Genomic DNA, 12755 nt, shown 5'->3' on the forward strand with positions numbered 1-12755 from the left:
CCAGCTGTCTTCTGTTGTTTATGACTCTGGATGAGAGGGGAGGTTTTTCCTTCTCATCATCGAGAAGACGGACTGTCCGGAACCATGCACTGGTTCTTTTTTTTCAGGACAAGAATCGCCGTCGTCACAACCAGAAGCAAAACGATGTTGAACAGCCAAACATGTCTGTAGGCCCCGAAACGGTCGTACATATATCCTGCCAGAAAAGGGCCTATACTTCCTCCCAATCCGATAAAGAAGGTCACAAGGCCGTACACCCCTCCCAGGGCGTGGCGCCCAAAGCGTTCCGCAATGAGAATTGGTGTCAGCGGGGCCAAACAACCGTACCCGAATCCGAACACCACCGCGAAAAGATAGAGCAAACTAAGAGATTGGGCGATTAAAAGAAAACCCATCCCGCAGGTCATCATGAAAAACCCCAAGACTGCCGCATATTTCGCATCCCGGATTCGATCACTCAGCCAACCAAAGAAAAACTGGCCAAAAAATGCGGAAAAACTGACCGTGGCGAGCGATGAAGCCGCCGCCACTTTTCCAATTCCGTGGTCGAGGGCGTAGGGCACCTGATGCACAAAGACAGACATGATCGCCAGATAGGAGAGGCTCAGGCATGCCGACAGCAGCCAGAACTGAATGTCGCAAAGCACAACGCGACGGGAAAGTTGTCTGGGCAGGTCTTCCCATGCCGTCTCGGTTCCTCCCCGCGCCCTTTTTTCACCGTCGGGATGCCACCCATACGCCTCGGGCACGGTTTTTTGAAAAAACAGGAAAGCCAGGGCAACGCCGATCAGAAAGGTTATCAGGGAAAAGCATAAAAACCCGGTTTTCCAGTCGTACATCTTGACGATATGGCCCGCCAAGGGTGTCAGTGCCACGGTGCCGGCGCTGATTCCCATGGTTGCCAGGCCGACGGCCGTTCCCCGTCTTTTGTGAAACCACTTCGCCACGGAGGAATTGCATACCACCACCCCCAGCCCGGCTGAGCCGATCCCGGCCAGAAGACCGTAGGTTAGGTAGAAGGCCAGGGGCGTTGTGGCAAACGCCACGAAGCCGAGGCTGAGGGAGGCCATCAAGGCCCCCGCCACGATGATGCGTCTCGGCGGGATCCGATCCACCATTTTACCCACAAAAATGGAACAGACGGAATACACGAGCATGTTGAAAGAGGCCCCCAGTGAAATCACCGCACGGGACCAGCCGTATTCTTCCGCCATGGGTTTAAGAAAAATGCCGAAGCTGTAGCGGACGCCGTAGTTGACAGCCAGAACGAGAAAGGCTCCCAGGACGACATACCACCCCCAAAACAGGAATCGTTTATTATTCACCATCTGTCATGCTTGCTTTCCAATAAAAAAGGCATCGATTCGTCTTTCCGCAGACGCTTACCCGATGCCTATTCCGACCGGACAACCAACTAAGGATCGGCCTTCCGGTGTTGAAATGCTGACGATCTGACCGGAAATCCTTTTCCGTCCGATTTTTTTACCAGTAACCTCTTTCCATGCAATTTTTGATGAAGACTATGGATCGCCGGTTTTCGCTTTGAAAAAAATCATAAAGCTGTTTGCCCACATCGGGGTACAGTGGACAATCCCTGAGCTTATCCACCGGCAGCCAGGCGACGTCAAGAGAACGGGTGTTGTCCGCCCTGATTTTTGGCGTACCATGGACTTCCGTACACCAGAAAACAACATGGAGGGTCTGAGGACGGCGCTTGTCGCCCGGGGCTTCTCCCAGCATGATCACATCCCCCACTTCCATTTTGACCCCAAGTTCCTCTTTCCATTCAGCCTTGATGGCGTCGTGGAAGGGTACATCTCTGTCGACGCCCCCGCCGGGCAGCGCGTAAACATCCTTTCCGCCGTACACATATTTCATGCAAAGGACTTCTCTCCCCTGTTCATACACAGCTGAAACCCGAACTCTCATTGCCGAACCCCCTCTGTTGGATTTTTACTTTCTTTTCTCCGCTTCTACCTGGTCCTTGCATACTCTCCAAGGCGCGACCTGCATCAACCCCGCGTTCCCTGACCGCTTCGCTGTTCAATGGGGATATAGTCCCGATGGTGCAAGCCCGTATAGATCTGGCGGGGGCGATGCAGCTTCCAGTCGGGATCATCGATGCTTTCCTTCCACTGGCTGATCCATCCGGGCAAACGTCCTATGGCGAACATGACCGTAAACATGTTGATGGGGATTCCCAGTGCCCGCAGCATGATACCACTGTAAAAATCGATATTAGGATACAGTTTATGATCGATAAAATAAGGATCCTTCAAGGCGATTTCCTCCAGACGTTTTGCGAGATCCAGGAGGGGGTCCTTCAAATTCAGCTTCGTGAGGACCTTGTGAACGATTTTCTCCATAATTTTGGCGCGTGGGTCGTAGTTTTTGTAAACCCTATGACCAAAACCCATGAGACGAAATTCATCGTTTTTATCTTTTGCTCGCCTGATATAGGGCATGATATCGCCGCCATTATCCGAAATTTTCTGAAGCATTTCGATTACCGCCTGATTCGCCCCGCCGTGAAGGGGACCCCACAGAGCACTCATCCCTGCGGAAATCGCCGCGTACAGATTGACCCGTGCACTTCCGACCAGACGAATCGCCGAGGTTGAGCAGTTCTGTTCATGGTCAGCGTGCAAAATCCAGAAAACATTCAGGGCCTTGACCAGATCCTCGTCTACAATGTAGGGCCGCACCGGCGAATCGAACATCATGCGCAGAAAATTCGCGCAGTAACTCAACTCATGCGATGGATAGGTTAGCTTATGACCCAGTGAAATTTTGTAAGACATGGCCGCCAGTGTCCGGAGTTTTGAAATAAGACGGGCAAACGTTATTGTTGCCTGCTCTTCCTGACTCCGATCTTTCAAAGTCGGATAAAAAGCGCGCATAGCCGTGACCATGGACGACAGAATGCCCATAGGGTGAGCACGTCCCGGGTACTTTTCAAAGAAGGCTCGCATGTCCTCATGGACCAGGGAGTGCTTGTTCAATAAAGCCGAAAAATCGTTCAGCTCCTCTTGTGTAGGTAAATCACCGTTGATCAATAGGTAGGCGGTTTCAACAAAACTGGAATGTTCCGCCAATTGTTCGATCGGGATGCCCCGGTGACGCAGGATACCCTTCTTGCCATCCATGAAGGTAATTGCGCTTCGGCAACTGCCCGTATTCACAAATCCGGGATCCAAGGTGATGAGTCCCGTATCTTTCAACAGACGGGAAATATCAATTGCCCGCTCTCCCTCAGTTCCTTCAATAATTGGAAGCTCGTAAGTCTTTCCATCTACAGTCAATAAGGCTTTGCCTTCCATTTTCTGTGCAACCTCCGTCTCCTGTACTGGCTTTCCCCATAGCAAAAAACTTACATCATGCCTATTGTTTTTTGTCATTTTGAATCGGCGCCGAACGGTAGCCAAACATATTTTGGCCATTGTTTAGGCATAGTTCGCATTTTCGTTGGTTGTCCCCCTGAAGTCCTTTCTTTGACACAGCCTGGCTTCGATGGTATTCTCAGTCTGGGTTACACACGGATTCTACGGAAGTCGACCGGTGAAAACCGTGTGGGCTGGTGGACACAAAAAAATATGCGGGAGGAGTTACCATGATCAGAGTCATCGGCATCAATGGCAGCGCCCGGAAGGACGGCAACACCAGCATGTTGATTCGTCGGGTCTTTTCGGAATTGGAAAGGGAAGGAATCGATACCGAACTGATCGATCTTTCCGGGAAAAAACTGCATGGATGCATGGCATGTTATCGATGCCGGGATAACCAGAACCGTCGTTGCGCTGTTCAGGATGACTGTAACGCCTGTATCGAAAAAATGGAAAACGCGCAGGGCATCATTCTCGGCTCCCCCACCTATTTCGCGGACGTTTCGAGCGAGATGAAGGCCCTTATTGATCGGGCGGGTATAGTCGCCAAGAGCAACGGGGATATGTTCCGTCTGAAAGTGGGCGCTGCCATCGTTGCCGCCCGTCGTGCGGGTAGCATCCATGCTTTTGATACGATCAATCATCTCTTCTTCATCAGCCAGATGGTTGTTCCCGGTTCCAGCTACTGGAATATGGGTGTCGGTCGGGAGAAAGGGGATGTCCTGAAAGATGAAGAGGGGATGCTGACCATGAAAAACCTGGGCCGGAACATGGCTTGGGTGCTGAACAAACTGTACACATGAACCGCCTGATCGCCCTTAAGACCAAAGAATCACTTGCTAGCACGCCGCCTGTTGTCTGCATGGAGCAGCCGTCAGTAGGTATTTTTACCCCACAGGCACCACGGGTGTCTTTCCGGAAAAACAGTATTTTGGCAATGAATTTGCCTTGAACGGGGGCATCAATTCAAATTTTCGGTACCATGCAAGGATAATGACTGTGGCATTGTCAATCGTTTTTATGCTATGGTCCTTTCGGCGGTCATATCTTCCCCTTTCTCAAGAAATGTTTTCCGGTTAAAAAGATCTTATCTGAAGAGAAGCCTGACTGCCGTTTTTTATCGGTACAGGCGTCATGGGGCTGTCTGATCTTATATCGCACAGGTAAATACAAATGGAAATACAATAGAGAAAACCTCTATTGTGCAGAATTTTTTCGAGGCTGCTATATGAAAACCTTCTGGAAGAATGGCAAGGGAATCGTTTCATGCCCGCAATGGGAGCCCAACTGTTGGGTTAGAGTGGAAATGCCTGCCGAAGAGGAAAAACGTTATTTAATTGACGAACTTGGCATACCTGAGGCGTTCTACAACGATATTGAGGACGTTGATGAGCGTCCGCGCATTGAATACGATGAGGGCTGGTTTTTTATTATTCTTCGATTGCCCTACAAAAACATCAATTCAAGCATTCCATACTCCACCGTTCCTCTGGGTATTATTTTCAGAGACGATGTTTTTGTGTCGATTTGCTTCTATCAGACGGAGGTCCTGCCCGACTTTATTCTGATGACGCAACGGAAAAACATAAACAAACGCGACCATTTTGATTTGGTGCTAAGACTCATGCTGTCGTCCAGCGTCTGGTTTCTGAAATACCTAAAGAAGATTGACCAGCGAATAAAAGTTGCCGAAACACAACTTGAGCAATCCATTAGAAATGAGGACTTGCAAACGCTCTTGAAGATAGAGAACAGTTTGGTGTTTTTTACCACTTCGCTCAAGGGCAATGACATTCTTTTGCATAGAGTCAAAAATCTCAGAAAATACAAAGATTCATTCGATCCGGAACTGTTGGAAGACGCTGAAATCGAGGTGCGTCAGGCGCAGGAAACCACGAATGTGTATTCCGACATCCTGAGCGCCATGATGGACGCATACGCGTCGGTTATATCCAATAACCTGAACGTGATCATGAAACAACTCACGTGCATCTCAATTATATTGATGATCCCCACATTGATTGCGAGTTTGTACGGCATGAATGTCCCGAACGGTCTTGAGGATGCGCAATGGGCATTTTTGATGATCCTGTTTGTGTCGCTCCTTCTGTCAGTGGTAGGCATAATACTGTTCATGCGAAAACGATGGTTTTAGTCTTAGCCCCCGGAGTCTGTTTTGATAAAACCGGCGGCTTTTATCGGGATACAACGAGACCGGTAATACCCCAACGTCTTTACGTGAGTTCGTTATAAAATGCCCTCCGCCCTATTGCCGTTACAAAACGGGAAACATGGTAACAGAACAGGGGCAGGCTGACAGAAAAAATGTTGGAAAAACAGTAAATTTTTCTATAGATTTTTTCCCCGTAATGCTATAGTATTCTTTACCGTTACCGCTAAACTTGCTGTTTTTCGGCAGAGTTGCCGATGTCCCCAAAAGATTGGATGGTCAGCTCGTGCGGCAATGATCAAACCATCGAGATCGTGTTGGGCTGTTCCATTTTTTACTGATGACGCCCATCTCATGGATGGGCGCGGTGGTTGTGAAAGTAGAGTTCTTCGTGGCAACAGGTACGGGACACCGTACGCTCGGGGGGAGTGGGCCACGCTGAAAACTTTTTCGTGTGGCCCCTGATTTTCTGAGAAGCGTTTTCCCGGCCGGGCGGATTCTCAGTTGTCGCGTTCCAGGATATGCTTGAGTACCACCGCCTCATTATGTAACTGGTCTCTTGCGGCATACAGAAGCGTGATGGTTCCCTTGCGCGAAAGTTCCCGAAGCTCCGATAAGGCCGGGTTATTATCCAGTTCGCTGCGATATCGCTTTTCGAATTCCTGCCATTTTTCAGGATCGTGCCCGAACCACCGGCGAAGCTCGCCGGATGGCGCAACATCTTTGCACCAATGATCAATCCTTGCTTTGATTTTGGCTACCCCCCGTGGCCAGAGGCGATCAACAAGAACCCGTACACCGTCCGAGTCGGCTGGCGGATCATAAATCCGCTTCAGTCTAATGTCCATCATCCCTCCCGTGTGGACGTCCAGCTCAACGGGTAAATGCAGGACGCCTGTTTAGTCCATGTGTTCATACACGGCCTGGATTCCCACGTTTCCAAACCGTTCTATAGGGCCCCGTATGGACCCGAATTCATGGGCCCAAAAACGTAAAGAGAAAAGCGAGGAGGGCAGATTCGTCACGGAGCGTACAAGAAGATTCAATCTCCCCGTGGGGCCGGCGTCACCAGAACCTTGTCCACCCTGTGGCCGTCCATATCCATGATTTCAAAGCGCAGCCCTTCCCAGTCGAAATAATCCGCCGGTGAGGGAATCCGGCCCATGTGCATCATGACGAAACCACCCAAAGTCTGGTAGTCGCCTCTTTCTTCTTCGGGCAGTTTCGCGATGTTGAAGATCTCCTTTAGTTCATCGGCCGGCAGCATCCCGTCCAAGAGCCACGATCCGTCTTCTCTGCGTACGGCGGTCTCCCAGCTTTCCCCTTCCGTACCAGGCATGACTCCCACGATAGCTTCCATGATATCATGCAAGGTCACGAGTCCTTGGGTGCTTCCATATTCATCGACGACCAAGGCGATATGATTCGAGGATTGTTTAAATAATTCCAATACCTTGAGTATCGTCATGCCCTCGTGAACAAACAAGGGCTTGATCAGGTTTTGCTTCATGTCGGGGGATTCACCGCGCACCATGGGCAGAATAAGATGTTTCAATGTCACGATGCCCAGAATATTTTCCAGGGATCCCTGACAGACCGGGAACTGGCTATGGCCGCTATCCTGGATGCGATACCAGTTATCGCCGAAGGAGAGATCCGCATCCACCCAGATTATTTCGGCACGGGGTGTCATGAGAACGCTCGCCTTGCGGTCCCCCAGACGAAAGACGCTTTCCACCAGATCCTGTTCTACCTCCTCGAAAATGCCCATGCGAGTCCCATGATCGATAAGAACCTTGATTTCTTCAGGCGTCACCGCCACACTGGATGGTGGATGAATTCTCAGGAGACGGAGGATGATTTCGGTTGACAGACTCAGAAAATGGACCAGAGGTGAGGCAAGGCGGGCAAGAAATGACATGGGACCGGCGATTAATGTAGCAATCCGTTCAGGATAGCTCAAAGCCAGTCGCTTGGGTACCAGTTCCCCGATGATCAGAGAAAAGTAGGTGATCAGCAAAACCACGATAAACAGGGACAGGCTCGCCGCATAGGGGGTCAAAGCGGGGTATTGAAGCAGGTTCAGTTTGATTTTCTCCGCGACGGTGGCACCACCGAACGCTCCCGCCAAAATCCCGATCAGGGTGATGCCAACCTGAACAGTCGAAAGGAAATGGCTCGGTTCCGATGCCAGTTCCATTGCCTTTTTGGCTTTCGGATGGCCTTCTTTGATCCACTGCTGGAGTCTTTCCTTTCGCGAAGAAATAACCGCGATTTCCGACATGGCGAAGACACCGTTGGCGATAATCAGAATCAGAATGATCAGAACTTCAGATCCGAGGGACATGCAATCTTCCTTAATCAATCCCGATAATAATCGTTTCTTGTTTCATATAATATAAAAACCTGCCTTCTTTCAATAAGAAAACGATGAGAGAATTTCCTGTTCCTTCCACCGCCGGAACATCCTTTGACTCGGGGCAACGCTCTCTTTATGCTCTTGGCCGCCAAACGTAATATCCTGAGAACTGTGTTTTGTGCGGCTGGCCTTTCGGTCATACTTATAAAACGACATTCCTTCAGTACGGGATCATTCAGGGTATCAATTCGAGTAGACCTGCTCCAGACAACCAGTGAAGCCGGTCATTCAAAAACCGCGTCTTGTCCGCTTTATGTTGAACCGTTCCATGGAAATGCCCGGCCAATCGGTTCTGTTCTTTGCAACGAGGACAACAAGGAATCCGGGGGCAACCTTGATTCCGTCATAGATTGGGCTTTGGCCAAACGACGCTTTCAAGATGCAAGCCGGGATTCCATGACAGGCGGCTTCGCCAGTCATGATGCCCATGAATCCGGTTTCTTTAGAAGATCAACGTCAGGCAGACCATCGGCACCTCATCCCGTCAGTGTGCGAGGGCGCGATACGACTCGGTGAATCGGGAGGCTCAACGATCTGAAGCGCACCAGGGCATGCGATGAAGCGGTCATCGAGGAGGTCAAATTCGAAGTCAAGGAATGAACCCAAGGGTTGAGGGATCTTACGATCAAGGCCGGGGGGAGCTGGAGCGCTGCCTTTGATCTTATGTCTGTCAATCCGTACAAAAAATCCCTTACGGGTAAGGGGCAAAAGGATGATGGAGGCAACAGCACCGGAGGGCCATATGTCCGCTTATGCGTATCGTTTCCGAAGGCGGCATGTCGGACGGTGCGTGGAAGCCACTCCGATCCGTCAGGACGCTGCCTGCAGGTAACCCGTTCCACCGCACTTGGCGCAGGGCAACCGGCCTCTGCCATGGCAATGGGCAAAGCAAGGCGCTTGACCGTCACCCTTGCAGGTTGGGCAAATCATCTTCCCGGTTCCTTCGCACTGTTGGCAGGCAATTTTCCCTGTACCCCGGCATTGTTTACAACGCATCATGAGGCGTCCCTTGCCGGTTCCATTGCAATCGGGACATTCAATCAGCCCCAAGGCCTGGCAACGGGGACAGTTGATGCGACCGTGACCTTTGCACCGTTTGCAGAGGCAGTTACACAGCGTGCCGAAACCTTTACAGACATTGCATACGATTGGGGATTCCATTCCTGCGGTCTCCTTCTCATTCCGCGGGCATACCATTTCCATGGTGATGAATACCGCAGTATATCACCTGCGTATACATCGGACTATTACAAAATCATTTAAATATCCACTTTTTTGTTGGCGGGTTGCGCTTTGACAAGCGGCTCATATTTTTTTATACTTCTGTTGCTTTAAAATAAAGCGGTGTTCATGGATTCTGTATTCATGCAAAGAGATCGAGAAAAAGCAATAAAAAGCCTTCTTGTAACACCCACATATTTTCCTCAACTGACCGGTAACGCTGTAACGGTCCACCGCATTTCTCAAGGACTCGCCCAAGTGGGCGTGGACTGCCGGATAATTGATTTGTCGAGGACGGATGGAGCCGATCTGCTCCGCCCTTGTCGAGAATTTAGCCCCGATATCATCCATGGTTTCCATGCGCATAAAGCAGGCCGGTCAAGCCTGTTCCTGAAAAAAGAACTCGGCGCGCCCCTGGTTACAACGCTGACCGGTACGGATGTGAATATCGATTTGAAAAATCTGGAGCGACGCCGGGCCATCAAAGAGGTATTGGCGGCTTCCGACCTGATCACGGTATTTAACGATCACGCCTTATCTGTTCTTATTGGATGCGGCATCCCGCGCAACAAGGTAAAGGTGATCCATCAATCTGTCCTTCTGCCGGGGCAGGGAAAGATTGATTTTCGCGCCCAATATGGCGTTCGGGCAAATGAAACGGTTTTCCTGATGTCAGGCGGTATCCGGCGTGTAAAGCGTATTGGTTACGCGATCGACGGCTTGGCCGAGGCAAAAAAAATTCGGTCCGGAATTCGCCTTTTCATTGCCGGCCTTGTTTTGGAGCAGAATGAATATCAGAAAATTCAAAAACGCATGCAACGGTATCCTTGGGTGAGTTATCTGGGGCAGGTTTCCCGGGAGTACATGCCCTCACTGCTCAAAAGCGTCGATGTAGTGCTGAATACATCGGCTTCCGAGTCGGAAGCCAACGCCCTGCTGGAGGCGTTCTATTACCGCAAGCCGGTTGTGGCTCGCCGTATTCCCGGTAATGCTTCGCTCTTAACGAGCGAGACGGGATTGCTATTTGACAATAGAAAAGAGTTTTACGAAAAAATTCTGTACGCCATCGATAACCCGGCCCGGCTGGAAGATATGTGTAAAAAAGCCGAGAAGTTAATACAGACCACCTTCAGATGGTCCTTGGAAACAGACGGATATGCCGCTGTATATAGGGGACTGATGGCGTCGTGACAGAGGAACCGTTGACCTGAAAGCCGTTAAGAACACCTCCATGTCAATAGCCGAAATTTATGTTGACAGGCTTGAACAAAGTTGGTAGCAGGAGGTCGGCTTTCAGTACGGGTAGAAAATGTTGTTGTCATCTTTGGAGGCAAGGATGGGAACGAAATTTTTAGGAACTGAAATTACTGTTGTCATAAAGGCCAGATATTCGCAGGGGCGGAGTGATGGAGGCGGTAAAACCGAAAATCAAGAACATCGAATGCGGGCGTTTGAGTTCGCAAGGAATCGGGCTCATTTATAGCCTGGTGGAAAATTATTGCCGGTTTGAAAGCAGAAAACCCCATCCATGATCAACATGGGCGGGGTTTTTTCATTTTTGGAATAACCGGGCATGCATTTGGATGCCCGTGGGGCAATGAACCAATGTTGTTGAAAAGGAGGGTATGACATTGAAAGAGAAACTGAGGGTGGAGACCCAGGCTCGGGCCAATTCCATGAAGCCTGGGAAGTGGATCAACAGTACGTGCAAGATGTGCATTCACACCTGTGCGATCCGGTGCCATGTTACGCCTGAGGGGGTTATCAACAAGATCGAGGGGAACCCGACCTCACCGTCAAACCGCGGCAAGGTGTGTGTCAAGGCTGTCTCTGGTATTCTGCGTACGTATGATCCCTATCGTTTGACGCATCCCGTGAAGCGCACCAATCCGAGGAAGGGTCCGAACGAGGATCCCGGCTGGGTGGAGATTTCCTGGGAGGAGGCGATGAGTACGGTTGCCGAGAAGGTCAAGGCCTGTGTCGACAAGGATCCCCGGGAGTTCATGGCGGCGATTTCAGACTTCCACAAGATTTACCTATGGGCCTGGCCTGCCTGCGTGGGCAGTGCGAACCAGTTTCACGTTGTCGGTACTTATTGCGGCGGCGGGTACCACATTACTGCGGGTATTTACAATTCTGCATTTGCCGGTGCCGGTGACTACCTGTATTGCAAATATTGGATGAATATTGGTACGGGTGATGGCTTTTCATCGCATCTGCACGTCGGAGGGGCTCAGGGCTACATGTCCGACCTCCGGGATCAGGGTTGCAGGGTGGTCACCGTGGAACCAAGACTTTCAACGGGTGCTTCGAAATCCGAGGAGTGGGTTCCGATTCGTCCTGCTGCTGACCGTCAGTTTGTTTTGGGCATGATCCACTCGTTGCTTTACGATCACGAGATCTACGATGCGGAGTATCTGAAGTGGTACGCGAACGGCGGTTATCTGATTCGTGACAACGGTTTTTTCAAGCGTTCGGCGACAGAGACCCATACGCCTCCTACCGGCCGTCCTGCGGGGTCAGTGTCTTGGTTTGCCCAGCGGAACCTTGAGAAGCACAAGCCCATGATTTGGGATCCTGTTGACAACAAGGCCAAGGTTTTCGACGATCCGACGATCAAGGACATCGCCCTTTTCGGCAATTACGAGGTTGAGGGTGAGCGTGTCCGCCCGGCTCTTCAGTTCATCAAGGACACTTACAAGGAATACACGCCCGAATGGGCGGAGAAGATCACGACCGTTCCCGCCGCAACAATTCGTAGGCTGGCAAAGGAATTGGGTGAGGCGGCCCAGATCGGTGCGACGATTACGATCGATGGAGAAGTTTATCCCTATCGCCCCGTGTCGATTAACTGGTATCGCGGCGCCCAGGGACACAAATGCAGTGCCATGGACAACCAGGTTTTTATTGTCATAAATATGCTTCTGGGTTGCTACAATGCGCCGGGCGGCCTGCTGGGTGTTGTTCTTGGCTCTCCCCATATGGCTTGGACGGATGAGCCTGGGTTGGATGGTCTTTTGGATCCCAAGCCTCATCAATTGCATCCAGAAGTTCCCTTCTCCTGGCCGTCAAATACCGTTCAGTTGGTGGAGCTGTTTCCTATAGGTGTTGATGCCGGCCAGCTGAGCTATTTCACCTGTAAGGATCCGAAGGCGTTTGGCATGGAATGGAAGCCGAAGGTACTGCTGACTTACCATTCCAACACGATCTGGTCTCTGCCGGGAAATGTGGAAGGCTGGTACGAGATCTTGAGGAACCTCGAGTTTATTTTTTCTATTGAGCTGTTCCACAACGAGACGAGTACCTTCGCGGACATCATTCTTCCCGATACCACCTACCTTGAGTCCTGGGCTTTGCTGATGTGCGAGCCCCCGATCACGGAGGGTTTGAACTGTCGTCAGCCCGTTGTGAAGCCCGCCGGTTCCTGCCGAGACAGTTTTGACATCATGGCCGAGCTTGCGGAGCGGATCGGGAAGCTGGACATCATGAACGGCGTTTTCTCTTACATTACGGGTTTGGTGAACGATCCGGATTTGATGCCGGATGTTACGAAGCGCTACAC

At 50.8% G+C, this 12755-nt stretch carries 10 protein-coding genes; 5 read left to right on the plus strand and 5 right to left on the minus strand.

From position 1 onward, the window contains the following. Positions 1–56 precede the first annotated feature (56 nt). The 3 genes from GX147_10245 to GX147_10255 all read right to left on the minus strand — a co-directional run bounded on the left by GX147_10245 (position 57) and on the right by GX147_10255 (position 3320). Positions 57–1328 carry an MFS transporter gene (locus tag GX147_10245; protein ID NLN61050.1) on the minus strand — a complete coding sequence of 424 codons (1272 nt, stop codon included), beginning with the start codon at positions 1326–1328 and terminating at the stop codon, positions 57–59. A gap of 154 nt (positions 1329–1482) precedes the next feature. Then, complete coding sequence (locus GX147_10250) at positions 1483–1878, minus strand: NUDIX hydrolase (protein NLN61051.1); 396 nt, start codon at positions 1876–1878, stop codon at positions 1483–1485. 134 nt (positions 1879–2012) lie between these two features. Then, positions 2013–3320, minus strand: a complete 1308-nt coding sequence (locus GX147_10255) for a citrate synthase (GenBank protein NLN61052.1) — start codon at positions 3318–3320, stop codon at positions 2013–2015. Between the two features lie 293 nt (positions 3321–3613). On the opposite strand from GX147_10255, the gene GX147_10260 reads away from it, so the two are divergent. Continuing rightward, positions 3614–4186 (plus strand): flavodoxin family protein, encoded by a 573-nt coding sequence (locus GX147_10260; protein NLN61053.1) that lies wholly within the window; start codon positions 3614–3616, stop codon positions 4184–4186. A gap of 425 nt (positions 4187–4611) precedes the next feature. After that, positions 4612–5538 (plus strand): magnesium transporter CorA family protein, encoded by a 927-nt coding sequence (locus tag GX147_10265; GenBank protein ID NLN61054.1) that lies wholly within the window; start codon positions 4612–4614, stop codon positions 5536–5538. Between the two features lie 515 nt (positions 5539–6053). Here GX147_10265 and GX147_10270 read toward each other — a convergent pair. After that, the gene (locus GX147_10270; GenBank protein ID NLN61055.1) at positions 6054–6401 is read right to left on the minus strand and encodes a DUF488 domain-containing protein; all 348 of its coding nucleotides are present in this window, start codon (positions 6399–6401) and stop codon (positions 6054–6056) included. Positions 6402–6595: 194 nt separating this feature from the next. Continuing rightward, positions 6596–7900 (minus strand): HlyC/CorC family transporter, encoded by a 1305-nt coding sequence (locus GX147_10275; protein NLN61056.1) that lies wholly within the window; start codon positions 7898–7900, stop codon positions 6596–6598. 945 nt (positions 7901–8845) lie between these two features. Here GX147_10275 and GX147_10280 point away from each other — a divergent pair. From GX147_10280 to GX147_10290, 3 genes are all read left to right on the plus strand, one after another. After that, positions 8846–9235: a hypothetical protein gene (locus GX147_10280; GenBank protein ID NLN61057.1), complete on the plus strand. Its 390-nt coding sequence runs from the start codon at positions 8846–8848 to the stop codon at positions 9233–9235. A 102-nt stretch (positions 9236–9337) separates the two neighbouring features. Then, a complete protein-coding gene (locus GX147_10285; protein NLN61058.1) occupies positions 9338–10384 on the plus strand; it encodes a glycosyltransferase family 4 protein in 1047 nt (348 codons plus the stop codon). A 440-nt stretch (positions 10385–10824) separates the two neighbouring features. Beyond that, positions 10825–12755 (plus strand): molybdopterin-dependent oxidoreductase (locus GX147_10290; GenBank protein NLN61059.1); only part of this gene is annotated, 1931 nt, incomplete at its 3' end.

The sequence above is a fragment of the Deltaproteobacteria bacterium genome, assembly GCA_012522415.1.
GTDB lineage: Bacteria > Desulfobacterota > Syntrophia > Syntrophales > JAAYKM01 > JAAYKM01.

Bases quoted from the DNA above. Each gene is read 5' to 3' on its own strand.
- GX147_10280 (NLN61057.1), top strand. From the start codon at position 8,846: ATGGCAATGGGCAAAGCAAGGCGCTTGACCGTCACCCTTGCAGGTTGG.
- GX147_10255 (NLN61052.1), bottom strand. From the start codon at position 3,320: ATGGAAGGCAAAGCCTTATTGACTGTAGATGGAAAGACTTACGAGCTT.
- GX147_10285 (NLN61058.1), top strand. From the start codon at position 9,338: ATGCAAAGAGATCGAGAAAAAGCAATAAAAAGCCTTCTTGTAACACCC.
- GX147_10250 (NLN61051.1), bottom strand. From the start codon at position 1,878: ATGAAATATGTGTACGGCGGAAAGGATGTTTACGCGCTGCCCGGCGGG.
- GX147_10270 (NLN61055.1), bottom strand. From the start codon at position 6,401: ATGGACATTAGACTGAAGCGGATTTATGATCCGCCAGCCGACTCGGAC.
- GX147_10275 (NLN61056.1), bottom strand. From the start codon at position 7,900: ATGTCCCTCGGATCTGAAGTTCTGATCATTCTGATTCTGATTATCGCC.
- GX147_10265 (NLN61054.1), top strand. From the start codon at position 4,612: ATGAAAACCTTCTGGAAGAATGGCAAGGGAATCGTTTCATGCCCGCAA.
- GX147_10245 (NLN61050.1), bottom strand. From the start codon at position 1,328: ATGGTGAATAATAAACGATTCCTGTTTTGGGGGTGGTATGTCGTCCTG.